Origin of the sequence: Actinokineospora spheciospongiae (assembly GCF_003182415.1) — a bacterium.
Classification (GTDB): Bacteria; Actinomycetota; Actinomycetes; order Mycobacteriales; family Pseudonocardiaceae; genus Actinokineospora; species Actinokineospora spheciospongiae.
In genome coordinates this window covers 58,992-84,163 of record NZ_QHCP01000008.1, presented here as the reverse complement: position 1 = coordinate 84,163, position 25,172 = coordinate 58,992, and the positions used below count along the sequence as shown (strand labels likewise).

Annotated in this window: 19 protein-coding genes; 5 read left to right on the top strand and 14 right to left on the bottom strand. The window is 74.3% G+C overall.

The window, feature by feature from the left end; genetic code table 11:
* Positions 1–13 precede the first annotated feature (13 nt).
* On the bottom strand, positions 14–1,045 hold the full coding sequence (locus DFQ13_RS21305; RefSeq protein WP_110081083.1) for a zinc-dependent alcohol dehydrogenase family protein: 1,032 nt from the start codon (positions 1,043–1,045) through the stop codon (positions 14–16).
* A gap of 394 nt (positions 1,046–1,439) precedes the next feature.
* Complete coding sequence (locus tag DFQ13_RS21300) at positions 1,440–2,711, bottom strand: pentapeptide repeat-containing protein (protein WP_146241317.1); 1,272 nt, start codon at positions 2,709–2,711, stop codon at positions 1,440–1,442.
* Between the two features lie 34 nt (positions 2,712–2,745).
* On the opposite strand from DFQ13_RS21300, the gene DFQ13_RS21295 reads away from it, so the two are divergent.
* The gene (locus tag DFQ13_RS21295) at positions 2,746–3,120 is read left to right on the top strand and encodes a PH domain-containing protein (protein WP_035281783.1); all 375 of its coding nucleotides are present in this window, start codon (positions 2,746–2,748) and stop codon (positions 3,118–3,120) included.
* Between the two features lie 227 nt (positions 3,121–3,347).
* Here the strand turns inward: DFQ13_RS21295 and DFQ13_RS21290 are convergent, their stop codons facing one another.
* The 6 genes from DFQ13_RS21290 to DFQ13_RS21260 all read right to left on the bottom strand — a co-directional run bounded on the left by DFQ13_RS21290 (position 3,348) and on the right by DFQ13_RS21260 (position 14,171).
* Positions 3,348–4,658 (bottom strand): DUF1501 domain-containing protein, encoded by a 1,311-nt coding sequence (locus DFQ13_RS21290; protein ID WP_110081081.1) that lies wholly within the window; start codon positions 4,656–4,658, stop codon positions 3,348–3,350.
* A gap of 7 nt (positions 4,659–4,665) precedes the next feature.
* Positions 4,666–6,387: a DUF1800 domain-containing protein gene (locus tag DFQ13_RS21285; RefSeq protein WP_181400092.1), complete on the bottom strand. Its 1,722-nt coding sequence runs from the start codon at positions 6,385–6,387 to the stop codon at positions 4,666–4,668.
* 279 nt (positions 6,388–6,666) lie between these two features.
* A complete protein-coding gene (locus tag DFQ13_RS35655; RefSeq protein ID WP_110081079.1) occupies positions 6,667–8,973 on the bottom strand; it encodes an ATP-binding protein in 2,307 nt (768 codons plus the stop codon).
* Positions 8,974–9,141: 168 nt separating this feature from the next.
* Positions 9,142–10,434: a DUF6801 domain-containing protein gene (locus tag DFQ13_RS34015; RefSeq protein WP_181400091.1), complete on the bottom strand. Its 1,293-nt coding sequence runs from the start codon at positions 10,432–10,434 to the stop codon at positions 9,142–9,144.
* 317 nt (positions 10,435–10,751) lie between these two features.
* Entirely contained in the window at positions 10,752–13,022 is a 2,271-nt protein-coding gene (locus DFQ13_RS21265) for an ATP-binding protein (protein WP_110081076.1), read from the bottom strand.
* 33 nt (positions 13,023–13,055) lie between these two features.
* On the bottom strand, positions 13,056–14,171 hold the full coding sequence (locus tag DFQ13_RS21260; RefSeq protein ID WP_110081075.1) for a PucR family transcriptional regulator: 1,116 nt from the start codon (positions 14,169–14,171) through the stop codon (positions 13,056–13,058).
* Between the two features lie 185 nt (positions 14,172–14,356).
* Here DFQ13_RS21260 and ligD point away from each other — a divergent pair, with 185 nt between their 5' ends.
* The 3 genes from ligD (at position 14,357) to DFQ13_RS21245 (ending at position 16,685) form a co-directional block, all read left to right on the top strand.
* A complete protein-coding gene (ligD, locus tag DFQ13_RS21255; RefSeq protein WP_035281791.1) occupies positions 14,357–15,301 on the top strand; it encodes a non-homologous end-joining DNA ligase in 945 nt (314 codons plus the stop codon).
* Between the two features lie 89 nt (positions 15,302–15,390).
* Entirely contained in the window at positions 15,391–15,918 is a 528-nt protein-coding gene (locus DFQ13_RS21250; protein ID WP_035281793.1) for an EF-hand domain-containing protein, read from the top strand.
* Between the two features lie 101 nt (positions 15,919–16,019).
* Entirely contained in the window at positions 16,020–16,685 is a 666-nt protein-coding gene (locus tag DFQ13_RS21245; RefSeq protein ID WP_110081074.1) for a response regulator transcription factor, read from the top strand.
* Between the two features lie 2 nt (positions 16,686–16,687).
* Here DFQ13_RS21245 and DFQ13_RS21240 read toward each other — a convergent pair whose 3' ends face one another.
* The 4 genes from DFQ13_RS21240 to DFQ13_RS21225 form a co-directional block, all read right to left on the bottom strand.
* Positions 16,688–17,956, bottom strand: a complete 1,269-nt coding sequence (locus DFQ13_RS21240) for a sensor histidine kinase (RefSeq protein WP_110081073.1) — start codon at positions 17,954–17,956, stop codon at positions 16,688–16,690.
* 35 nt (positions 17,957–17,991) lie between these two features.
* Positions 17,992–19,239: a DUF1501 domain-containing protein gene (locus tag DFQ13_RS21235; RefSeq protein ID WP_110081072.1), complete on the bottom strand. Its 1,248-nt coding sequence runs from the start codon at positions 19,237–19,239 to the stop codon at positions 17,992–17,994.
* A gap of 7 nt (positions 19,240–19,246) precedes the next feature.
* The gene (locus DFQ13_RS21230; protein WP_110081071.1) at positions 19,247–20,515 is read right to left on the bottom strand and encodes a DUF1800 domain-containing protein; all 1,269 of its coding nucleotides are present in this window, start codon (positions 20,513–20,515) and stop codon (positions 19,247–19,249) included.
* A gap of 73 nt (positions 20,516–20,588) precedes the next feature.
* Complete coding sequence (locus tag DFQ13_RS21225) at positions 20,589–21,854, bottom strand: cytochrome P450 (protein ID WP_035281835.1); 1,266 nt, start codon at positions 21,852–21,854, stop codon at positions 20,589–20,591.
* A 214-nt stretch (positions 21,855–22,068) separates the two neighbouring features.
* Here DFQ13_RS21225 and DFQ13_RS21220 point away from each other — a divergent pair, with 214 nt between their 5' ends.
* Positions 22,069–22,353, top strand: a complete 285-nt coding sequence (locus DFQ13_RS21220; protein ID WP_035281801.1) for a hypothetical protein — start codon at positions 22,069–22,071, stop codon at positions 22,351–22,353.
* 156 nt (positions 22,354–22,509) lie between these two features.
* On the opposite strand, the gene DFQ13_RS21215 is transcribed toward DFQ13_RS21220, so the two are convergent.
* Together DFQ13_RS21215 and DFQ13_RS21210 are read right to left on the bottom strand one after the other, a co-directional pair.
* Positions 22,510–23,736 carry an MFS transporter gene (locus tag DFQ13_RS21215; RefSeq protein WP_110081070.1) on the bottom strand — a complete coding sequence of 409 codons (1,227 nt, stop codon included), beginning with the start codon at positions 23,734–23,736 and terminating at the stop codon, positions 22,510–22,512.
* 60 nt (positions 23,737–23,796) lie between these two features.
* The gene (locus tag DFQ13_RS21210; RefSeq protein ID WP_110081069.1) at positions 23,797–25,140 is read right to left on the bottom strand and encodes an acyltransferase; all 1,344 of its coding nucleotides are present in this window, start codon (positions 25,138–25,140) and stop codon (positions 23,797–23,799) included.
* Positions 25,141–25,172 lie beyond the last annotated feature (32 nt).

Here is a 25,172-nt window from a genome sequence, read left to right as displayed (position 1 = left end):
GGGGGCACAGCCATCAGGCCGCTCCACCCGCACGCGACGGTTCGATGATCGTCACCCCGTTGCCCGGGGCGGTGTCCATGGCGGTCAGCGCGGCGGGCGCCTCCACCAGCGGGAGGTGGCGGGTGATCATGCGATCCACCGGCAGCCGACCCGAGGTGACCAGGTCCAGCAGCGCCGGGTAGGCGTGCGCGGGCATCCCGTGGCTGCCCAGGACCGCCAACTCGTAGGCGATCACCCGCCCCATCGGAACCGGCGGGTCGGTCGGCAGCAACCCCACCTGGACGTGCCTGCCGCGCCTGCGCAGCGAGTTGATCGACCCCGCACACGTCACCGCACTGCCCAACGCGTCCAGCGACAGGTGCGCACCACCCCCGGTCACCTCCACCACCTCGGCGGCAGAACCCGCGACGGCCTCCGCACCCAGGTGCCGCGCCAGGAGCAGGGCCTGCGGGGAGATGTCCACGGCCACCACCCTGGCCCCGGCCGCCACCGCGACCGCGACGGCCGACAACCCCACCCCGCCACACCCGTGCACGGCAACCCACTCCCCCGGAGCAACCCGCCCCTGGGCGACCACCGCCCGAAACGACGTGGCGACCCGGCACCCCAGGCCCGCCGCCACGTCGAACGGCACCCCGGCGGGCAGCCCGACCAGGTTGACCTCGGCGTCGTCGATCGCCACGTACTCCGCGAACGACCCCCAGTGGGTGAACCCGGGCTGGGTCTGGCGCTCGCACACCTGCTGCGCCCCCGCCGCGCAGGCCGGGCAGCGCCCACAGGCGCAGACGAACGGAACCGTGACCCGGTCCCCCACCGCCCACCCGCGCACGTCAGAACCGAGCGCGGCAACGGTGCCCGCCAGCTCGTGGCCGGGCACGTGCGGCAGCGCGATCCCCGGATCGTGCCCCTGCCACCCGTGCCAGTCACTGCGGCAGAGACCCGTGGCACCCACCTGGATGACCACCCCACCACGGGCAGGTGTCGGATCAGGCACCGACCGAACCGCGACGGGCCCGGCGAACTCCTCGAACAGCACAGCACGCATGGGCAGAACGCTACCCAGGCGAACACGGCCCCGCGCCGGGCGCGGACCGCAGGCCCAGCCACCCCGAACCCCAGCGCAGCCGCCGACCACCCGCCAACCACCGGCCGGGCGGCCCGCCACCAGCAACCCCACCGGGCGCAGCGAAACCCGGCCACCCAACGAACCGCCGGCCCGGCTACGGCTCTGCCCGGGTGGGTGGATGTGCTTGGGTGGGGAAGGCGATCATGTGCAAGCCTGCCCGGGCTGTGAGGCACTCTTTCCGCCTCACTCGGTCGCACTGGGCACATGATCGCCGTAGGGGCCCCGCCCAAGCAGATCCACCCACCCGGGCACGCCCCCAAAAATCCCGGGCCCTTGAAACGGCAAGCGGAACCACGCCGCCGCAGGCACCCGGTCAGTCGGCAGTGAGGAACGGAGCGACCTCGGCAGGCGGATCAGCAGTGAACTCGGCTTCGGCGAAAGCCGCCGAGGCACGGAAGTCCACGGCCTCGAAGTCGGCGAATCCGTCGAAGTGGGCGCCGGTGAAGTCAGCCGGACCGTCGAACACCGTGTCGCAGAACCGGGCGTGCCTGCGGAACCTGGCGCCCGCCAGGTCGGCCGACCCGGTGACGACGGCATTGCCGAACCACGCGCTCCCCTGGAACTCCGCCCCGGCGAACCCGGCGCCCGCGTCGAACGCGACCCGGCCGTAGGACACGTCGGCATGGAAGCGGGCGTCGCGGAACTGGGCTTCGGCGGCGAACGCGGCGCGGGCGAAGGTGGTGTCGCCGTGGAAGTCCGCGGCGCGGAAACCGGCGTCCGCCCAGTCGTCGGGGGCGTCGAACCGCACGTCGCGGAAGTCGGCGCCGCCGTGGAAGCGGGCGCCGCGGGCGGCGAGGCCGTCGCGGAAGCGGGCGCCGCGGAAGCGGGCCCGGCCGCCGAAGCGGGTGCGGCGGAAGCTGGTGCGCCCCTCGAACACGGCCTGGTCGAGGGTGACCGCGCGGAGGCGGCAGCCGGTCAGGTCGAGGTCGACCAGGTGCGCGCCGGTCAGGTCCAGGTCGAGGTCCGGCCAGAAGTCCGGGGCTGGGGTGGCGGGGTCGTCGCCGGGGCGCAGGTGCCGGGTCAGCACCCGCTGCACCGCCAGCCGCACCGCGATCTCCCCGGTGTCGTACGGCGCCCGCAGGCACGCGCAGAGCACGTCGACCACGGCCTGCCTGCGGCCCGGGTCGGCGGCGGCGATGCGCTCCAGGGTGTGCAGGCCGCCGAGGCGCACCGGGTCGCGGTCCGCGCCGAGCTGGTCCACCGCGGCGGTGATGCGCTGCTCCACCGCCTCCGCCTGCGCGACCGCGGCCATCCGGCGGCGGTGGGCCTGGGTGTCGGCGGCGGCCTCGCGGCGCAGGGCCAGGTCGCGCTCGCGGTGGTCGAGGTCGGCGACCGCGGTGCGCTGGGCCCGCCAGAACAGCAGCAGCCCGACCAGCCCGCCCGCGGCGACCGCGGCCACGAGCCCGGTCCACACCGCGTTCGCCCGCGCGCCCGCCGCCGCGTCGCCGCTCACCCCCCACCCGCCGGTCCACCACAGCGTGACCGCCCCCGCCGCGACGCCGACGACCAGGAGCGACACCACCAGCACCACCGCCCGACCCGCGGGCGGGGTGGGCGGTCGGGAAACGGAACGCGCATCGGTCACGCTGGCGATGATCCCAGGTCTAAGCTCGTTCACCATGATCGACTTTGAGAAAGCCTCCGTCTTCAAGCTCTCCCCCATCGACACGCGCGACATCGGACAGGATCTGGCCCCCGTTCTCATCCCCGGCGAACGACTCGTCGCCGCGTTCAAGGGCGTCCGCGACTTCGTCGCCTTCACCGACAAGCGGCTCATCACGGTCAACATCCAGGGCATGACCGGCAAGAAGCGCGACTACACGTCCCTCCCGTACAGCAAGGTGCAGGCCTTCTCGATCGAGACGGCGGGCCACTTCGACCTGGACGCGGAGCTGGAGCTGTGGTTCAGCGGGCTGGGCAAGGTGCGGCTGGAGTTCCGGGGCAAGGCCGACATCCGGGCGCTGGGGCAGCTGATCGCCATGGGCTCGCTGTGAGGCGGTGCTGAGCAGCCCCCGAATCAATCCAACCACCGGGGACCGACAGTGCCGGGGTGGTCGGCGGGGGTTGTCCACAGGCTGAGCGGCGAAGCCCCCGAATCGATCCAACCAGGGGGTGGTGACAGGAACCGGGCGCGGGCGGAGGTTGTCCACAGGGGGCGGGCCACGGGCGGGAGGCGTCCACGAGGCTCGGGGCGGAGCCCGGGCGGGAGGCGTCCACCGGGTCAGGTCAGGGCGCCCAGGCGGCGGTAGTCGTGGCCGGGGAAGACCTTGGCGAGGTTGGCCTCGGTGAGGCCCAGGCGGCGGGTGACGAGTTCGCCGAGGAGGTCGCGGTGGTCGTTGCTGCCGGGGACGTCGCCGTGGTCCTGCACGTTCTCGGCCAGGCCGTCCCAGGCTCCTGCGATCGTGCGGGGGCGCAGGCCGCCGCCGAGCAGCAGGGCCACCGAGCCGTGGCCGTGGTCGGTTCCGGCGCTGCCGTTCTCGGCGATGCGGCGGCCGAACTCGGTCATGGTGAGCAGGGTGGTGGTGTCCAGGGCCGGGCCGAGGTCGGTGGCGAAGGCGTCGAGGGCCTTGCCCAGCTCGGTGAGGTTGCGGGTCATGTCGGTGGCCAGGTCGGTGTGCATGTCCCAGCCGCCGAGGTCGACGCAGGCCACGCGCAGGCCCGCGCCGGACTTGATCAGGCGGGCCACGTCGGCGAGGGACTTGCCGAAGGCGCCGTCGGGGTACTGGGCGGCGGACTGGTAGGCCGTGGTGGCGATGGTGCCCGCCGTCCGCAGCGCCCCCAGGGTGGTCGCCGCCTGGGCGGCCAGGGGGTGGTCCAGGCCGGTGTAGAGAGTGGTGAGGGCGGCGGTGGTGCGCTCGTGGGCGCCCTCCCAGCCTGCGAGCCGGAACCCGTCGATCCCGCGCAGGGCCACCGCGCCCGAGGTGCCGACCAGGGACCTGGGCAGGGTGCTGGCCTCGCCGACCGCGCGGAAGGTGGTGCCCGGTCCCATCTCCGCCAGGACCCGGTCGAGCCACCCGGAGCTGGCGGCGCCGCCGCGCTCCAGCACGTCCTGGGCCTGGAAGTGGCTGCGGGAGACGTCCGGTGTCGACAGGGCGGGGACGGCGGTGAACCTGCCCGCGTCCCAGTGCTTCTTGAGCGGTTCCAGGGCCGGGTGCAGGCCGAAGCCGCGGGCCAGGGGCAGCGAGCCGGACACCGCCGTCCTCGGGCGGGCGGCGCGCAGGACCGGGTCGTCGGCGGGGACCAGGACCGACAGGCCGTCCATGCCGCCGCGGAGGAACACCACGACCAGGGTGCCGGGGCCGGGGGCGCCGAAGGACACCCGGGTGGTGACCAGTTGGGCGCCCAGCGCCGCGACCCCCGCCATGCCCGCGCCCGCCAGCACCCGCCTGCGGGTGAAGCCACCGCTCCACAGGCGGTCCCGGGTGCCGTTGTCGTGCTCGACGCGGGCCGCTCGGGCGCGCAGCAGGGATTCCGCCCGGTTGGGGCCGAGGCGGGCGGTGTCCGGGCAGTCGGGGTGCAGGTGATCAGTCACGGCGACCTCAGCGCAGGGCGAAGTAGGGGGAGTCGAGCACGACGGGGACCAGGTGCGGGGCGGCCTGCGCGGCGGTGGCGCCGTCGAAGAACGCGACGAGGGCCTGGCGGTGCGCCGGTCTCATCCGCTGCAACAGCAGGCGTTCGCACAGTGCGTCCACATAGGACGCGGCCGAACCCTTGGTGGGGACGAGGTCTTCCGGTTTGGTGTAGGTCAGGCCCTTCCACCAGCCCTGCACGAGGCCGCGGTGGCGGTTCCACACCTGCAGCATCGACCCGGCCGATGCCCACGCGCCCGCCACGTCCGGGTAGCCGTTGGGCGGCGCCCAGCCCAGCGGGCGCTGGCCGACCTCGTCGAGGCTCCAGTACAGGTCGGCGACGGACTTGGCGGTGTCCGACCCCGGCCGCACGTCCAGCGCGCGGGCCGCGGCGACGACGTTCTCCAGCGGGCGCCGCGTCTTCTGCCCGACCGACGCCCAGAACTCCCGCGACGACAGCAGCGCCTTGAGCACCGGCACGATCTCGGTGTCGGACTCCAGGTACACGGCGGCGAGCCGGTCGACGAGCGCCTTCGGCGGGTCGTCGGCGACGAACCGGACGGCGAGCTTGCGGGCGATCTGCCGCGCCGTCGCCGAGTGGGTGGCCAGGTAGGCGAGGTAGCGGTCGCCCAGGGCGAGGCCGCCGGGGCCGGAGGCGTTGGCGTCGCCGAAGCCCAGGACGGTGACCGGGCCGGTCCAGTGCCACTTCGGGTCGTACTTGAACTCGCCCTCCTTGGTGGTCGTGCGGCCGGTGAGCAGGAAGGCGCTGTTGCGCACGTCGTCCTCGGTGTAGCCCGCGCCGACGCCCACGGTGTGCAGTTCGAGCAGCTCGCGGCCCAGGTTCTCGTTGACCGACTCCCGGCGCGACTCGTCGTTCGACAGGTAGCGCAGCATCGCGGGGTGGCGCATGGCCGCGGTGAGCATGGCGCGGAAGGAACCCAGCGCGTGCGCCCGGATCACCGTGTTGTGGTACGACGGGCCGACGTCCCAGGCGCCGTCGCTGGGCAGGGTGACGTTGAGGTGGTTCGCCCAGAAGTCGACCACGACCTCGTGGACCTGCCGCCGCGACCACAACTGCCTGGCGAGGGTGGCCTGGGCGTGCGCGAGCATGGCGTCCCAGCCGTACTCGCGCACCGCGCCGCGCACCTGGGCCGGTGACATCGCTGCGAGCGGGAACACCCGCCACGCGGCGTCGCCCTCGGCGTCGGGCACGGTGTCCGGGGCCAACTGCGCGGCCAGCCAGCGGTCGATGCCGACCTGGCGGACCTCGGCCACGGTCCGCGGGTGCGGCCCGAAGGTGAAGCGGCGCAACAGGTGCAGTTCGGGGGCGGAGGTGTCGAGGATGGTGGGCACGGTGACCTCCGTGGCGGCCGCGGCGGCGGCCGGGCCGGAGAACAGCTCCGCCGGGTCCGGGGTGGCCGAGCCCGCCTGCCCGCCCGCGCCCGCGGTGTAGCTGTCGTCGCGGTCGAGGTAGGTGCCGCCGTCGGCGGGTGTGGTGGCCGCCTTGCGCGGGGTGCCGTCGGCGCGCGACCGGGGCGGCTGGGGTTCCTCGTCGTCGGGGGCGAACAGGCCGCTGCCGATGACCGGGACGCAGGCCGCCGCACCGAGGCCGCCGCCGATCAGCGCGGCGAGGAGCTTGCGCCTGCTGCCCGCGCCCTGACCACCTGGCTCATCGTCCGGCGAACCGTCCACAAGACCCCGACTTCCCTTGCGCCGCAACCACTCGGGTGGGCAGCGACCGTTCGGATGCCGGGAACGGTAGCCACCGGGGCACCACGCGGATACCCCCGAACGGCGCAAGTATATCAACGCCGTGACCGGGGCGTTATCAAGTCGAGACAACACCCCGGTTGCCCGGGCGACCGGTGGGCGTCATCCGAAGGTCAAGGGCGAACTCGGCGACGTCATCGGGTGGCTGGGCGACACCCTCTCCACCTGCGCAGGAGTTGTCGGGCGGCCTTGGGGGCAGGGTCAGGGGCGGGTGCTGATCCAGGCGGCGATCTGGGAGCGGTTGGTCAGGTTGAGCTTGCGCAGGATGTGGTCGACGTGGCTTTCCGCTGTGCGGCGGGCGATGACCAGGCGTTCGGCGATGTCGCGGTTGGTCAGGCCCTCGGCGACCAGGGCGGCTATCTCCAGTTCGCGCTTCGTCAGGGTGCCGCGCGGTGTCGCGGCCGGGGTGGGCCGCAGGGCCGCTGTGGGGGAGGTGCGCAGGCCTCGGGCGTAGGCCTGGTCGTAGCGGGTGCGGCCCAGTTCGGCGCGGACCGCTTCGACCTCGGTGGTGTGGGTGGTGCCGATGGCGGGGTAGGCGTCGGGGCTGGAGCCCATCAGGGCCCAGATGCCGCCCGCGACGCCGAACAGGAACGCCGCCTGTTCCGCCGAGCCCGCTTTGGCCGCCGCGGTGGCGAGGAGTTCGGTGGTGAAGGCGGCGGTGAAGCGGTTGCCGAGGTCCCACTGGGCCCGCAGGGCCTGGCGGCCGGTGGACTCCGCCTCGGCCCAGTCGCCCTCGGCCAGGCTGACCCGGGCTCTGGCGTAGAGCAGCCAGCCGCGGAAGTAGTGCTCGCCGCAGGCGCGGCTGAGGGCCGTGCCCTCGGTCAACAGGGCCTTGGCTCCCTCGGTGTCGCCGGAGAGGCCGAGGGCCTGGGCGGCGAAGACCAGGGCGAACAGGCGGTCCGGCACCAGGTCGTCGCGGGTGCGGAAGACCGTGAGCGCCTTGTCCAGCAAGGTTCGCGCCGCCGCCAGTTCGCCGCCGTAGACCGAGGCGATGCCCCAGGTGCTGGCGACGCGGGCGCGCAGGGCGCGGTCGCCGTGCTGCTTGGCGACCGCGCCCGCGGCGGTGAGGTGGGCGGCGGCGGCCGGGACGTCGGTCTGGCCCAGGGCGGACAGGCCCGCCAGCCACAGTGCGGTGCCGCGCTCGGGGGCGTCGTCGGGGATGCCGGGCAGTGCGCGGTCCATCCACATCCGGGCCTCGCTGAGCAGCCCGTGCAGCGTCCAGTGGTGCATCATCGCCAGGCCCATCCGGACGGCGACGACCGCCTCGCCGGGGGTGCTGACGCAGTACTCGGTGGCGACGCGGAAGTTGGGCTGGTCGCGCCACAGCCTGCGCACCCAGGTGAGCTGGTCGGGGCCCAGCCAGGCGGCGGCGAACCGGTCGGCCACCACGGCGAACCAGTCCCGGTGCAGCCGGGCCACCGCGGCGCGCTCCCCGGCCGACTCCAGCCGCTCGGCGCCGTACTCGCGGACCGCGCCGGACATCCGGTAGCGGGCGACGCCGTCGTGCTCCTCGCGGGTGAGGACGGACTTGTCCAGCAGACCGTCGATGGCGGCGAGGACGTCGTCGGGGCCGCCGCCGCCGTCGGGGCCCGCGCACACGTGCTCGGCGGCGTCGAGGTCGAAGGTGCCGGAGAAGACCGAGGCGCGGGCCCACACGCGGCGCTCGGACGGGGAGCACAGGCCGGAGCTCCAGTCGAGGGTGGCGCGCAGGGTGTGCTGGCGCTGCGGGGCGGTGCGCGACCCGGCGGTCAGCGTGGGCAGGCTGCGGGTCAGGCGCTCGGCGAGCTGGCCCGCCGACAGCGCCCGGATGCGCACCGCGGCCAGTTCGATGGCCAGCGGCAGGCCCTCCAGCCTGCGGCAGACCTCGGCGACGTCGGCGGCGTTGTCCCCGGTGACCGCGAACGCCGGGACCACCGCCTGCGCCCGGTCGACGAACAGCCGCACCGCGTCCACCTCGACCAGCGCGGCGACCGGCAGCGGCCCCTCCCCCGGCACGGCCAGCGGCGGCACCGGCAGCACCCGTTCGCCGTCGACGCCCAGCGACTGGCGGCTGGTGGCCAGCACCGCCACCCGGGGGCAGCCCCGCGCCAGCGCCCGCACCAGGTCCGCGCACGCGCCGACCAGGTGCTCGCAGTTGTCCAGGACCAGCAGCAGGGCCCTGTCGCGCAAGTGGTCCACCACGACCTCCAGCGCGGGCCGCGGCGAGCGGTCGTGCTGGATGAGCTGGTGGGCGACGACCTCGGCCACCATCGCCGGTTCGCGCAGCCCGGCCAGCTCGACGACCGCGCGGCCGTCGGGGAACCGGTCGGCGGCGTGCGCGGCGACCCGGTCGGCGAGCCGGGACTTGCCCACCCCGCCCGGCCCGGTCAGCGTGACCAGCCTGCGCGCGCCCAGCAGCCGGGCGCCCTCGGCGATCTCCGCGGTGCGGCCGACGTGGCTGCTCAGCCCCCACCGCTCGGCGGGGTCGGGGAAGCCCGCCGGGTCCGGCGGGAGCGGGTCACCGTCCACTGCGCACACCCATCGCCCGCGACACCGCTCCCGTCCGCCGGGCCCGGTCGGGCACGGCCGGGTGACCGTATCGGTTGCTCCGGTCGGTCACCAACCACCCGTCCACCTGGCGGAAAAAAAGCCTGCCCCCTCCCGGGTGGGGAGGGGGCAGGCCGTGACAGGAGCTGACTACTTCTTGATCGCCAGGTCGATGTCGATGGTGTTGCCCGTGCTGGCCACGAACGGAGCGATGAAAGCACCGAGCGGGCCGCAGTTCTCGGTCGGCGCCAGGTTGTAGGTGCCCTGGATCTTGCCGCCCTTGAGGACGTCGAAGTTCCCGACCGACTTCAGCGCGATGTCCGTGGAGTTGGGGGACTTGCAGGTGTCACCCTGGTAGATCGGGATGCCGAACAGCGAGATCTTCGTCAGCACGACGTCGAGCTTGCCGTTGAAGGTGATGGCACCGGTGGCGACGGTGCCGCTCGCCTGGCCGACCGGCTTGAAGGCGATGCTGGACTCGGCGGGCAGGAAGCCGATGATCTTGAACTGACCGCTGGTCGGGTTCAGCTTGAGGTCACCGGTGTACTTGCCCGCGGCCAGGTCGGCCACCGCGTTGAACTCGCCGCTGAGCGGGACGGTGCCGTTCAGCAGCGACTTGAGCGAGGAGGTGCCGGTGATGTCGTAGTTCACCTTCACGCCGTTGCCCGGGGGCGTGGTCGGCGGGGTGGTGGGGGGCGTCGTCGGCGGGGTCGTCGGCGGCGTGGTGGGCGGGGTCGTCGGCGGCGTGGTGGGCGGGGTCGTCGGCGGCGTCGTGGGGGGCGTCGTCGGCGGCGTCGTCGGCGGGGTGGTCGGAGGCGTGGTGCCACCGCCGCCACCGATGGTGAAGGTGTGCAGCAGGTTGTTCTGGCCCGGCACCTGGGTGCAGGCCGAGTCGAAGGTGCCCAGGCCGGTCTCGGTGCCGTCGGCCTTCTTCGGGGTGAGGGTCAGCTTCAGGTCACCGACGGTGATCTTGGCCTCGCCCGCCTGCTGGAACGACAGCGACGGGGCGGACCCGGTGGCGGTCACGTCGAACGCGCCCGAGGCGGGCACGTTCGTCTTCGGCACCGTGATCGGCACGTTCACCGGCAGGGTGATGCCGGGGGCGGCGACGGTCGAGGCCGCCTGCGCGGAGCCCTCGACGGTGGTCGCGCCGACCAGGGTCAGGCCCTGGGTGGCGGTCTCGGGGACCGTGGTGACGGCGGTGATCTTGATTTCGCCGCTCGGCTCGCCGATGCCGATCTTGGTCGGCAGGTCGGTCTTGATGACCGCCTTGATGTTCTGGTTGCCGATCAGCGGGAACGGGCAGGTGTAGTTCAGCGTCAGCGAGACCGGCTCCGCGGAGCTGCTGCCGCCACCGACCAGCAGGCCTGCCGCGACGAGCCCGGCGGCCGAGGTCACGGTGATGCCCGCGACCAGCTTCTTCGAGACCTTGCGAGGACTCACGGTCTTCCTTCCTCAGGTATCAACAGTGATACGTGGACAGGGAGAACCCCGTCCGGGGAAATCAACGAAAGGGTGTCGGTGGCGTGCGGCCAATTCCGCCGCAAAAGCCATCGGGGCTCAGATTAGCTCCGAAAAAGCGACCCACACAACACCGAGACCTGGGCTTTTCCGAATTTGTCATCTCACCACATGCCGCCGTGAACCGATCTCGACCGGTCCAACGACTTGCCCGGACCGGTCGATATCGGGACTTCGGGCCTTGAAACAACGTACGTGAAGGGCTGTTGCGAAAAACAACAGGTCGGCAAAAATGAAAGCTATTTCACCCGTCCGGCGACCCAGGCCGCGATCTGCGCCCGGCCGCGCACCCCGAGCTTGGCCCGGACGTGCGCCACGTGCGTCTCGGCGGTGCGCGGGGCGATGCCCAGCCGCTCGGCGATCTCCCGGTCGGTCAGCCCCTCGGCCACCAGCGCGGCCACCTCCGCCTCGCGGGCGGTGAGCCCGGGGTCGGCGGGCGCCCGCTCCTCGCCCAGCGCGTAGGCCACCGCGGCGTCGGTGTCCATGGCCAGGCCCGCGCGGAACTCCTCGGCCGCGGCGGCGGCGCCGATCGCGTCGACGACGAGGGAGCTGTCGCGGCTGACCGGTGACCCGAACGCGGCGTAGTTGGCCAGCGAGGCGCCCAGCGTGCGGGCGGCCGCGGCGGCGGCGCCGAGCAGCCGCGCGGACCGCCGCGGCGCCCCCCGGTGCGCGGCGCAGCCCGCCAGCGTGGCCAGGGTGAAGGTGACCACCGTGCGGGCGTCGACGCGCCGCTGCAACCGCATCACCTCCAGCCCGGCGGCCTCGGCCTCGGCCCGGTCGCCGAACAGGTACTCCGCGGCGCTGCGCGACCACAGCGCCCAGGCCAGCCAGCACACCTCGCCGACCTCGGTGCAGGTGGCGACCGCCGCGGCCAGCACCTCCCGGCCGCGCGGCAGGTTCCCGGCGTGGCACAGCGCCAGGCCCAGGTTGTAGGTCGCCCACACCTGCCCGCCGCGGTCGCCGAGCGCGCCCAGGGTGTCGGCGGCGGCGCCGAACAGCCCGGCCGCGGCGGCGCCGTCGCCGTCCATCAGGGCCGCGTACCCGCGCACGTGGCTGGTGTAGGCGCGGGCGTGCCCGTCGGCGGTGTCGGGGATCTGGTCCAGGGCGGTCGCGTAGCCCGCGCGGTCGCCCTGGACCAGGGCGAGGAACGCGGCCAGCCACAGCGCGTGCGCGCGGCCGGGGGCGTCCGGCGGGGCGGCGTCGAGCAGCCTGCCCAGCCACATCCGGCCCTCGGTGGTCAGGCCGTGCGCCATCCAGTACTCCTTGGCCGCGGTGACCATCCGCAGGCCCACCACCGCCTCGGCCGGGTCGTGGGCGCAGAAGTCCAGCGCCCGGCGCAGGTCGGCGTGCTGGTGGCGCACCCGGCGAATCCAGTCGACCTGGTCCGGGCCGAACCAGTGCGCGGCGAAGCCCTCGGTGAGCGCGGCCAGCCGGTCGCGGTGGCGGCGGCGGGTCGCGGCCTCGCCGCCCAGCTCGCGCAGCCGCTGCTCGCCGTGCCTGCGGACCATCTCCGGCATCCGGTGCCGCACCCGGCCGCGGCGCTCGGTGCGCAGCAGCACCGACTTGTCGACCAGCCCGGCCAGCGCGTCGAGGACCGCGGCCCGGGGCAGGCCACCGCCCCCGGCGGGGACATCGGCGTCGGCGCAGACCTCCTCGGCGGCGTCGAGGTCGAACGGGCCGGAGAACACCGAGGCCCGCGCCCACAGCAGCCGCTCGCCGTCGTCGCACAGCTCGTGGCTCCAGTCGATGAGCGCGCGGACGCCGGAGTGCCGCCCCGGCCCCCACGGGCGGACCCGGTCGAGCAGGGTGAACCGGTCGGCGAGGCGGTCGGCGACCTGGGCCACCGACAGCGACCGCAGCCGGATCGCGGCCAGCTCGATGGCCAGCGGCAACCCGTCGAGCGCCGCGCAGAGCCGGATCACGTCCTCGGCGTTGTCCGCGGTGACGGCGAACCCGGGGACGACGGCGGTGGCCCGGTCGACCAGCAGCCGCACCGCGTCGTACTGGCCCAGGGCGGCCGCGGACTCCCCCGGTTCGGGCACCGCCAGCGGGCTGACCGGGAACAGCCGCTCCCCGGCCACCCCCAGCGACTGGCGGCTGGTGGCCAGCACGGCCAGCCGGGGGCAGGCGCGCAGCAGCGCCTCGACCAGGTGCGCGCACGCGTCGACCAGGTGCTCGCAGTTGTCGAGCACCAGCAGCAGGCGGCGGGTGCGCAGGTGGTGGGTCAGCACCTCCACCGGCGGGCGGGTGGTCTGGCTGCCCAGGCCCAGCCGCTCGGCCACGGTGGGGGCGAGCAGTTCGGCCTCGCGCAGCTCCCCCAGCTCGACGAAGGCCACGCCGTCGGCGAAGCGGGCCCGCGCGGCGACCGTCGAGGCCAGCCTGGTCTTGCCGACACCGCCGGGCCCGGTGACCGTGACCAGCGCCGCGGACCCGAGCAGCGCGGTCAGCGCGCGGGTCTCGCCCGCGCGGCCGACGTGGCTGGTGACCCCGGCGGGCACGGATTCGACCACGCGTCGATTATGGCCGCACCCGGGAACCGGTGATCAGCTCGCGCGCTCGTGGCGCACCTTCGCGCGGACCGCCAGCTCCAGGTCGAAGCGCTTGCGCGGGTCGGCGAGCTGGTCGCCGAACAGCTCGGTCAGCCGGTTCACCCGGTAGCGGATCGTCTGCTGGTGCACCCCGAGGTGCTCGGCCATGTCCACCACCCGGCCCCGGGTGGCGAACCACTGGTCGAGGGTGGCCAGCAGCCGCACCCGCTGGTAGTTGCGCAGCGGTTCGAGCGGGGCCAACTGGCGGTCGGCGAGGGTGTCGATGAGGAAGTCGTCGGTGAACAGCGCCAGGCTCAGCAGGTGCTCGTCGCAGTCGACGACCGGGGCGTCGGGGATGCGGCCCTTCTCCACCAGGTCCAGCGCCCGGGTGGCGACCTCCAGGGCGGAGCGGATGGTCCCGACCGGGGTGGCCGGGCCGAGCGCGGCCCGCCAGCCGGGCAGGGCGTTCGCCACCGCGTCCGGGTCCAGCCTGCCCGCGGGGGCGATGACGCACGGCTCGGGACCGTCCAGGTCGAGCAGGACGTCCGGGCCGAGGTCGGCGAACAGCCGGGGGTCGCGCCCCGGGCGGTGGCGCAGGGCGACCACGCGGACCGTGCCGGGCAGCGGCCACTCCGCCTCGCCCGCCACCTCGGCGAGCTGCGGGCGCCCGGGCGGCGGGTCCTGCAGCAGCAGCCCCACCAGCCGCACCCTGGCCAGGGCGCGCGACACCGGCGGCGGCCCCGAGTCGGCCATCGCGCCCAGGTAGGCGAAGACGACCTCCGCGCCGCGCGCCACCCGGTCGGCCGGGACGCCCAGCCGCCGGGCGTGCACCACGGCGATCTCCCACGCGACCCGCGCGCCGACCCGGTAGGCCCGGGCCGCCCGCTCGCGGTGCAGCCCCTCCGGCAGCGCCCCGCGCCGGGCCCGGAACAGCGCCGCCCACTCGTCGGGGTCGTAGTCGTCGGGGTGCTCCATGACCTGCAGGCACCCGGTGACGGCGGTCCGGATGGTCTCCACCAGCGGGTCCAGCAGCGCCTGCGGCAGCCCGTCGACCCCCTCCTCGCGCCGGAGGGCCCCGACCACCTCCCGCCGGAGGACGGCGTGCCGCTCGTCCACGTGCGCTGCGGTCATGCTCAGCTCCGTCCGGTGGGGAAACAGGTCCTGGACAACTTGCTGCAAACGGACTAACCGGCACATCGGTAGTACTACCGAGCCGCATACCTACGTGGGTGGAATACGTGGGACCACCGGCCTCGACGGTCCGGTCAGGATGGTGTTTCCCGGCGCGGGCACCGGCCGCCGATTACCGTGGCGACATGGCAGCCAAGGGGAGCCCCGCCGTCGAACTCGAGGTCGGCGGGCACACCGTGCGGATCTCGAACCCGGACCGGGTGTACTTCCCCGCGCGCGGTGAGACCAAGCTCGACCTGGCCCGCTACTACCTCGCCGTGGGCGACGGGATCGTGCGGGCGCTGCGGGACCGGCCGTGCATGCTGCACCGCTTCCCCGCCGGGGTGGGCGGGGAGAAGGTGCACCAGAAGCGGCTGCCGCACGGTGCGCCGCCGTGGGTGCGGACGGTGCGCGTGCACTTCCCCCGGTACGACCGGCACGCCGACGAGCTGTGCGTCACCCGGCTCGCGGACGTGGTGTGGGCCGTGCAGATGTCGACAGTGGAGTTCCACCCGTGGAACTCGCGGCGGGCCGACACCGAGCGCCCGGACGAGTGGCGCATCGACCTCGACCCCATGCCCGAGTGCGACTTCGCCACCGTGCGCCGGGTCGCGGGCGTGGCGCGCGAGGTCCTCGACGAACTGGGCGCGGTGGGCTTCCCCAAGACTTCCGGCGGCGGCGGGCTGCACGTCTACGTCCGCATCCCGCCGGAATGGGAGTTCGGCGAGGTGCGGCGGGCGGCGCTGGCGTTCGCCCGCGAGGTCGAGCGGCGCACGCGGGAGGCGACCACGGTGTGGTGGCGCAAGGACCGCGACCCGCGCGCGGTGTTCGTCGACTTCAACCAGAACGCCCGCGACCACACCGTCGCCTGCGCCTACTCGGTGCGCGGCGTGCCGGAGGCGACGGTGTCCACACCGATCACCTGGGCCGAGGTGGACTCGGTCGAGCCGGGGGAGCTGACGATCGCGACCGTGCCCGCCCGGTTCGCCGAGCTCGGCGACCCGCACGCGGGGATCGACGAGCACCCGTTCTCCCTGGCGCCCCTGCTGGAGTGGGCTGACCGTGACGGGGTGGACCACCCGTCCGAGTAGCGCCCCGTACCCGATTGGCGGGTGCACCCGTGCGCGGACCTGGGGAAGATCATGCCCGATTCGTCCGTGCGTGGGGAAAGGATGGGCCTGTGCCCGCACAGATTCAGGAACGCAAGCTGTCCCGGCTCTTCGAGCTGCTCGACAGCGACGGCAGTGGTTTCGTCGAGGAGAGCGACCTGGAGGACTTCGCCGCCAAGGCGATCGCCGCGGCCGGGGCGGGCGGTTCCCTGGAGGCCAGGATCGTGCAGCGGGAGGCGTCGTCGCTGTGGCGGGCGCTGCAGCAGACCCTGGACTCCGACGGCGACCAGCGGGTCAGCCGGGCCGAGTTCGTCGCCGCCGCCGACGCCGACGCGGTCACCGACGGGGCGATCAAGCTCGGCGTGGTCATCCGCGACATCACCGACATCGACCGCGACGGCCTGATCAGCCTGGGCGAGTGGGTCACCCTGGACGCCAAGCTGGGCATCCCGCGCGCCGACAGCGAGCAGGGCTTCAAGGCGCTCGACGTCGACGGCGACGGGTACGTCAGCAAGCCGGAGTACGTCCGGGGCGTGGAGCAGTTCTTCCGCAGCGACGACGAGGCCTCGCCGGGCAACTGGGCGTTCGGCAAGTACTGACCCCGCACCGCCGCCGACACCCCGACCGCACCGGCACCCGCGCGGGCGTGACCCGCGCCCGTCGCGCCACCGGCCCCCTCCGGTGGTGCGACAATGCCGCGGTGGACGCGGCGCGGGTGCTGGTGGTCGAGGACTCCCCGGCGATCCGGGAGTCGGTGGAGTCGGCGCTGGTCGCCGCGGGCCACCGGGTGCTGGCCCTGCCCGACGGCGCGGCGCTGGAGTCCGCGCTGGCGGGGTTCCGCCCCGACCTGGTGATCCTGGACGTGCTGCTGCCCGGCCGCGACGGCTTCACCCTGCTCGACGTGGTCCGCCGCACCGTCCCGGTGGGCGTCATCGTCGTCACCGCCCGCGACGGCGTCGACGACCGCCTGCGCGGCCTGCGCGCCGGGGCGGACGACTACGTGGTCAAACCGTTCGTGCTGGCCGAACTCCTCGCCAGGGTCGCGGCGGTGCTGCGCCGCTCCGGCCGCGCCGTCCCGGTCGTGGAGGTGGCGGACCTGCTGGTGGACGTGGAGTCCGGGGTGGTCACCCGGGCGGGCACCCCGGTCGAGCTGACCGCGACGGAGCTGCGGCTACTGGCCTTCCTCGCCGCCCGCAAGGACCGGGTGGCGACCAAGACCCAGATCCTGGGCGCGGTCTGGGGTTACGAGGACTACGCGGCGAACCTGGTCGAGGTCAACATCAGCGCCCTGCGCCGCAAGCTCGAAGCCCACGGCCCCCGCCTGATCCACACCATCCGGGGCCACGGCTACACCCTGCGCGAGTAGGCCTACCCCGGCAGCACCAGGCGGAACGCGCCGCCCTCTGCCGGCAGGCAGAAGAGTTCGCCGCCGTGGGCCCTGGCCAGGCCGCGGGCGATCGGCAGGCCGAGACCCGCGCCCGCGCCGCCGGAGAAGCGCACCAGCCGGTCGAAGACGCGTTCCCGGTTCTCCGGGGCGATCCCGGGACCGGTGTCGCGCACGTCGACCAGCGCGTGCCCGTCGGCCGCGGTGACGGCCAGGGTCAGGGTTCCCTTGCCGCCCATGGCTTTGCGCGCGTTGTCGGTGAGGTTGGTGAGGACCTGGGTCAGGCGTTCGGCGTCGGCCACCACCGTCGTGGGCGTGCCGGAGACGACGACCCGCACCTCGGGGGCGACCAGGCGCACCCGGTCGGCGTGCGCGTGGGCCAGGTCGAGCAGGTCCACCGGGGACGGGTCGAGGTCGATGCCCGCGTCCAGGCGGGCCAGGTGCAGCAGGTCGTCGACCAGCCGGGCGGCCCGGCGGGACTCGCGGATCAGGTGCAGGTGCAGCCGGTCGCGGGTCTCCGGGTCCACGTCCGGGTCGAGGACCGCCTCCACCGCGGCCTGCACCCCGGCGACGGGGGTGCGCAGCTCGTGCGCGGCGTCGGAGACGAACCGGCGGAGGCGGTCCTCGGCGCCCTCCAGGCTGTCGAGCATCTCGTCGAAGGCGCGGGCCGTTCGGCCGAGTTCGGTGTCCGGGTGGGTGGGCGCCAACCGCGCCCCCCGCCCACCCGCGGCGGTGGCGCGCGCCAGCCGGGTCATCGCGTCCAGCGGCGCGAGCGCCGCCCGCATCCCCCACAGCAGCGCCGACACCGCCGCGAGCAGCGCCGCCGCCCCGCCGATCAGCAGCACCCGGTCCAACGCGGACGTCGCACCGTCCACCAGGGCCGTGTCCACGCTGAGCACCAGCACCGCACCGTCGAGCCTGCCCGGTTCGGCCAGGGAGATCCGCACCCTGCGGACACCGGGTTCCGGCGGACCCCCGACCTCTCCGAAGCTCTCCCCCGAGGCCAGCGTCAACCCCACCCGCACCCCGTGGGCGTCCACCCGGCGGACCAGCGCGGCGGGGCCGACGCCCTCCCGCGCCAACTGGCGCCCGAGCTGCGCCCGGTTCGCCACCAGCCCGTCCAGCCCGCGCTCCACCTGCCCCGCGAACACCGTCCGCACCACGACCCCGAGCGCGATCAGCACGACGCCGACCACCGCGCAGGCCGTGACCGTCACCCGCCACCGCAACGACGCGGTCCGCAACCCGCCCAAGCCCCACCGCCCTCCGCCGACTCGCCGCTGCCCGGTCAGGCGCGGATCAGGTGGTCGACGTTCCCCCGGTGGCCGTCGAGGACGCGCGCGGGGTCGGCGGCGAGAACCCTGCCCAGGAGGGTCGCGTACACGTCCCGGAAGTCCGTGGTGGCCTTGAGGTCGTCCCCGTCCAGGTCCGCCAGGCCGGGCTGTTCGCCGTGGAAGCCGCCCGCGACGGGTTCGCCCAGCAGGAAGACCGGGCCCGCGGTGCCGTGGTCGGTCCCCTGGCCCGCGTTGGCGCGGACCCGCCTGCCGAACTCGGAGTACACCAGGACCACCACGTTGCGCCCCCGGTCGGTCCCGCGCATCCGGTCGACGAACGGGGTGAGGGCACCGTCGAGTTCGGTCAGCAGGCGCTGCTGGGTCCCCCGCTCGTCGGCGTGGGTGTCGAAGCCGCCCAGGGAGACCGAGTAGGCCCGGGTCGGGACACCCGCCTCGATGAGGTTGGCGACCATGGCGAGCTGCCTGCCCAGGGCCGAACCGCCGCCCGCGGAGGCGCCCTTGGTCGACTGCTCGTCCTCCGGGGCGGACCGGTCCTCGCCCGCGGCGGGCTCGGCGAAGGTGTCCACGCCGCGGTGCAGGTCGGCGATGGCCTTCGCCGCCCTCGCCCGCCAGGGGTCCTCGCCTTCCTGGGCCCGGCCGAGCGCTTCGAAGGCCTTGCCCGGGTTGCCCCCGGGCAGGGTCAGGCCGTTGACCGGAAAACTGGCCGCACCGCCCTTCTCGCCCGCGAACAGGGGCGGGGCAACGGGTTCCACCGACAGCGCGTGCAGGGGGTCACCGTCCAGTGTGTCCAGCCAGCGGCCCAGCCAGCCCGTGGTGGACGCGGACTTCGGGGTGGCGGTCTGCCAGATGGCCATCGACCGGAAGTGGCTGCGGTCCGGTTCCGGGTAGCCGACACCGCGCACGACCGCCAGCCGCCGCTGGTCCCACAGGCCCTTGAAGCCCGTCATCCCGGGGTTGAGGCCCAACCCCTCCCCCAGGTCCAGCACCTCCTCCGGCCGGTACGCCAGGTCCGACCGCAGGTCCTGGTACACCGCGTCCCCCGCCGGGACGACCGTGTTCAGGCCGTCGTTGCCGCCGTAGAGGGTGACCACGACGAGCACGCCCGCGCCCGGGTCCAGCGGGGTGTCGGAGGCCGCCGTCATCAGCGTGCCCCAATCGACCTGGGTGGCCCCCGCGGCGAGGGCACCCGCGCCCGCGACACCGGTCAGGGTCAGGAAACGCCTACGCGTCACCGAGTCCATGATTTCCTCATCCGCTCACGACGTATTCGGGGGCACACGCGGCGATCGCCACCAACTGCTTCGGGTCGCCCCGCACCTGTTCCAGCGCCGACCTGGTCCGGTCCGACCAGGAGTCCACGCCGAGCAGGACCCGCGCGCCCTCGACCGGGTCGCCGCCGACGGCGGTCAGGTCGGCTCCGGCGACGACGGACCTGGCCAGGGCGAGCCGGGCGGCGCCCGCCGAGGTGGTCAGCCACGCCGCCGCGGCGGGCCAGCCGCCGACGCTGGGCGGGCGCAGCGGGACCTGCCCCATGCCCGCCAGTCCGATCCGGACCCGCTTGCGGGTCTTGTCCGGCAGCGCGGACGGTCGCACGTCGACCGCCCGCAGCAGCCCGACCAGCCACTCCACCGGCTGCTTGACCAGCGTGGTGGCCGAGTCGCGGAAGGCGGGTTCGGCGGCGATGGCGCGCAGGGTGGCCGCGATGTCGCGGCCGGGGCCGTAGGCGGCGGTGAGGCGGTCGAGGACGTCGGCCGGGGGCGGGGACGACGACACCAGCCGGAACCACAGCCGCCCCACCACGAACCCGGCCGACTCCGGGCGGGCCAGCACCGCGGCCACGAAACCGGGGGCGTCGAGCGGACCGGTCCGGCCGAACAGAGTGACCGCCGACCGGTCGTGCCGCTTGTCGGTGAACCGAGCTTCGTCCTGCTCGCGGGTGACGCGCCAGCCGGTGAGCGCCTTGGCGGCCTCGCGGACGTCGCCCTCGGTGTAGTGGCCGATGCCCAGGGCGAACAGCTCCATGAACTCGCGGGCCAGGTTCTCGTTCGGCGCGGCCGCGGTGTTGTCGTTGCCGTCGAGCCACAGCAGCATGGCCGGGTCCACGACGAGCGCGCCCGCCAGGTCGGTGAAGGAACCGAGGGCGTGCGCGCGAAAGGTCCGGTTCTGCGCGAGCATGGCCCGGGGGCTGCGCACCTTCTGCTCGCTGGTGGCGAAGTGGCCGTGCCAGAACCAGGTCAGCCGCTCGGTGGCGGTCGGCTCGGCCACCATGCGGTCGAGCCACCACCCCGCGAACCGCTCCTCCTGGTCGGCGCGGGCGGCGTTCGCGCGCTTCTTGGCCTCCTGGTTCCCGGCAGGCCGCTCCGGCGCGGGCAGGTCCGGGGCGGCGACCGGGGCGGCGGGCGCCAGGAGCCGGTCGAGGGTTTCGGCGAACCCCCGGTCGAGGTCGCCCCGGCGCGGGCCGAAGCCGAACCGGTCGAGCAGCCTGCGCACCGCGGCGCGGTCCTCCAGTGCGGTCATGCCCCGAGCATGGCGCGGCCGACCCCCACCGCGCAGGTTGCGGCGGGGGTTCTTCAGGTGATCCGCAGGGTCCTCAGGTGAGGACGGAGATGGACTCCACGCCGTAGACGATCGACGTCTCGCGGAAGGCCAGCGGCCCCGCGGTGGGGTCGAAGCGCAGGTCCGGGAAGCGGCGGACCAGGGCCGGGTAGGCCGCGCGCAGCTCCATCTTGGCCAGTTCGGCGCCGATGCAGCGGTGCGCGCCGAAGCCGAAGGCCACGTGCGCGCTGGGTGCCCTGGTCGGGTCGAACTGCCGGATGCCCGCGCCGAGGCCGGACTCGTCGCGGTTGGCCGCGTTCAGCGAGCACGCCACCACGTCGCCCTCCAGGACGGTCTGACCGCCGATGACCATGTCCTTGCGGGCGAAGCGCAGGAACGCCACCTGCACCACGGTCAGGTAGCGCAGCATCTCGTCGACGAACGGGTTGATGGCGCTGTCGTCCTCGCGCAGCAGGGCGGCGGTCTTGTCGTCGCGCAGCAGCACCAGGGCGCCGAGGGCGAGCATGCTGGCGGTGGTCTCGAAGCCGCCGGTGAGCACGCCGTCGGCCAGGCCCGCCAGCTCGTCGTCGTCCACGTCGTCGCCGTGCTCGCGGATGATCATGCCGATCAGGCCGTCGCCGGGCTGCTCGCGCTGCTGCCGCACGACCCGCTTGAGGTAGGCCAGCGACTCGGAGATGTGGCCGAAGCCCGCGCCCGCGCCGCCGAACAGGTCGAACCGCGCCTCGGCCAGCCGCTGGAACTCCTCGCGGTCGGCGTAGGGGACGCCGAGCAGCTCGCAGATGGTCAGCGACGGGATCGGCAGCGCGAACTTCTCCACCAGGTCGACCGGGCCGTCGGCGGCGGCCATGTCGTCGAGGCAGTCGGCGATGATCTCGTCGATGCGCGGGGCCAGCCGCGACAGCCTGCGCATGGTGAACTCGGGCGTGAGGACCTTGCGCAGCCGGGTGTGCACCGGCGGGTCGGCGAAGCCGAGGCCGCCGGGGTTCTGCTCCAGCTCCAGGATCTTGCCCAGGTGGGAGAAGTCGTTGCTGAAGCCGGTGCTGTCGGCCAGCACCTGCTTGCACTCGTCGTAGCCGGTGACCAGCCACAGCCGCACCCCGAACGGGGCGGGCAGCAGGGTGAGCGGTGCCCGGTCGGCCAGTTCGTCGAGTTCGGTCACCGGTTCGAGGTCGTCACGGCGCAGCGGCACCAGCAGGTTGTCGGGCAGCAGGGACAGCGCCCGCGGGCCCACGCGCTTCAGCACCGCGCGCGCCATCGTCTTGCGCACCCACGTCAGCGCGCTTTTGCCCATGGTCACCATGTCGGCCACTCCCCACCCGGTTTCGGGGGTCACCGTATCCCGTGGTCGCTGAGACCCCGTTGAGGTCCTCCTCGCGGTGACTCTACGCACAGCTCCACCGCACTCGAACGCGTGTTCGAATCGATGGTAGTGTCGTGCGGTGGGGATGATCAAATCGAGTGGCCGGACCAGTGACAGGACGAGCGATCCGATTCCCGGCGGGTCGAAGGGGGCGGTGCGGGTCTACCAGCCGTGGGCGGCGCCGGTGCGGGCCGTGGCCTACGACGACCCCTCGCTGCTGTGGGAGATGCGGCGGTGGGTGGCGGCGCTGCGCGCCGAGGGGAAGGTGCGCGCGGAGTTCTCTGTGGAGTGGCGGGAGGACGTCGCGGTGGGCGTGCTGCGCGACGGCGGGCTGATCGGGGAGGTCCGACCATCGGACTTCCTGGTGTTCGGCCGCAACGGGCTGTCGGTGCTGACCGCGGCGCAGTTCTGGCGCGACCACCGGGAGATGGGCTGCTGACCGGGACGCGCTCCCGACTCGCGGAAGCGTTGTGACGGAACAGAAGCGCGGGTTTCGACCACGACCGGCACCGCGCGGCGGTGTCCGGGACGGACAGTGCTCTGAGGCGACAACGGCCTCCCCCCGGGGAGACCGTTGTCGCGTTCGGCAACCCGGTCAGCCGACCGAGCGGACCCGCCGCACCAGCAACCCGCCGACCACCGCCACCACCGCCGTGACCAGGTACAGGCCCCGGTAGCCGGACACCGCGAGCACCGGCACCGCCAGCACCGGGGCCAACACCTGCGGGGCGGCGTTGGCGATGGCGAAGACGCCGAGGTCGCGGCCGGTGTCGGCGGCCGAGGGCAGCACGGTGGCGATCACGGCGAGGTCCACCGCGAGGAACGTGCCGAAGCCGAGGCCGACCGCGCCCGCCGCGACCGCGGTGACCGGCCAGGCGGGCACCAGGGCCAGGAACAGCGCGCCCGCGCCCATCAGCGCACCACCCACCGCGACGAACACCTTGCGCCTGCCGAGGCGGTCGGACCAGCGGCCGGTGACCAGGGCGGAGACCATGGCGCCGAGCACGGTGATGGCGGTGATGACCAGCACGCCGCGCTGCGGGTCGGCGAGGGTCAGCTCGTCGGTCAGGTAGTAGAGCAGGTACTGGGTGACCAGGGCGAAACCGAGGGTGACCAGGAAGCGGCTGGCCCACGCCCAGGCCAGGTCCGGGGTGATCTGGATGGTCGACCTCCGCCCCGTGCGCACCGGAGCGGGCAGGTCCCGCGGCTCCCGGTACCCGAGCAGGAACGGCACGACCGCCAGGACGGCCACCGCCGCGCAGGCCAAGTAGCCGGGGGCGAGGTCCTTGACGACCTGGTTGACCAGCAGCGTGCCCAGCAGCGCGCCCAGCATCTGCGTCATGCCCGCCCACCCGGCCACCAGGCCGAGCTGCGGGCGCGGCACCCGGTCGGGGATGGTCGCGACCAGGCCCGCCTGCACCGCGGAGAGCCCCACCTGCGCCAGCACCCAGCCCAGGACCAGCGACACCGCGCCCTGCGCGCCCGCCAGCGCCACCAGGCCCGCCGCCGCGACGGCGATGCCGCCCGCGACCCACGGCCGCCGACGGCCCCACCGGGTGCGGGTGCGGTCGCTGAGGGCACCGAACACCGGCACCGCGACGGCGGTGACCGCGGCACCGACACCGGTGGCCAGGCCGAGCAGCGCCGCCTTGCCCGCCGGGTCGAACAGCTCGGCCTGCCGGGCCAACTGGGCCTGCGCGGGCGTCAGGAACGCCAGCCACATGCCGGTGCTGGCGATCGCGTACCGCGCGGTCCAGCCCCGGGAGACGGGTGGCCGGTCGTCGACGACGACACCACCCCGGGTCGTCACATCCTCGCTCATGCGGCCAGCGTGTCCGCGCGGGCGGCGGGTGCGGCTTAAGCGGCCCTGAAAACGACCCGGTCAGGCCAGTCTGCGGATTCGGGTGGCCAACTCGGGGACCTCGGTGCCCGCCGGGCGGTGGGCGTGCAGGAGGGCCTGCCCGGCGGGGGTGCGGAGCCTGGCCGCCAGCTTCGCCGGGAGGGTCAGGGTGCACAGCAGGCCGGAGTCGTCGAAGCCCTCCACCAGCCAGCCGACCCAGGGCAGGGCCAGGTTGGTGGTGGGGCTGAAGAACGCGGGCGCGGTGCCGTCGAAGACGACGCCGTAGACGCCGAAGCGGCTCCAGTTGGTGATCGACAGGGTGCGGTTGCCCGGGTCGAACCCGATCGGCACGCACTCCAGCACCCTGGCCGGGCCGACCCGGCGGACGAACTCGCGGTTGGCCCGCAGGTTCAGGTGCCGGGAGGCGAAGGCGTCGACCTCGGTGCGGATGGCCACCGCGTGCGCGGTGCGGTCGGCCGGGGCGGGGAGGAAGACCTCGCCGACGAAGTTGCCGACGACGTCGTCGGGCAGGCCGAGGGTGCGCCGGACGTTGACCGGCATGGCGAACCAGCGCACGGCGGTGTCCCCGTCCAGGGCGCGCACGGTGCTGGCGACGTGCGCGCAGACGACGTCGTTGGTGGACAGCCCGCGGCCCGCGTCGGCGATCACCGCGGCGCGCAGGGCGTCGACCTCGGGCCAGGGGAAGTGGATCTGGGTGGTGCGGTTGGCCCGGGTGGCGGCGGCCAGGTGCCGATCGAGTTCCGCGGCGTGCTCGCCCTCGGGCAACTTGAAGCCCGGGCGGTCCGCGCCACCCTCCGGCAGCACGGCGTCGAGGTAGGTCTCGCGGTCGGTGACCAGGTCGGTCACCGGGGGTTCGCCGCCCTCGGTGAAGGCCGACCAGGCGCGCATGAAGACCATGAACGCCGCCATGTCGCCGACGGCGTGGTGCCAGGAGCAGCCCAGCGCCATGCCGCCGTCGGAGAGCAGGCTCACCCGGACGGTCAGCAGCGGGTCGGCGCCCGCGCGGGCCCGGGGCGCGTCGACGTGGTCGACCTGGCCCGCGGCGGGCAGCGTGGCCCTGGCGATGGCCTCGGGCAGGGTGTCGTCGAGGTCGTAGACGGCCAGCGGCACGCCCGCGTCGTCGCAGGCGATCTCCAGCGAGTCGCCGGTCGAGCGCAGCCTCCCGCCGAAGGTGGGCACGTGGCGCAGCGCCCCCGCCAGCCCGTCCGCGAGGCGCCCGAGGTCGGGGGCGACCCGGTAGAAGAACACCACCGACACCGGCAGGCCGGACAGCATCACGTCGGTGAGGCTGCACGACACCACTGTCCCCAGTGGACTGCCCGAGCGCACCACCCGGGTCTCGCGCAACTGCGGCCAGGCGCTCACCGGCTGCTCCGAACGGCCGCCAGCCGAACGGA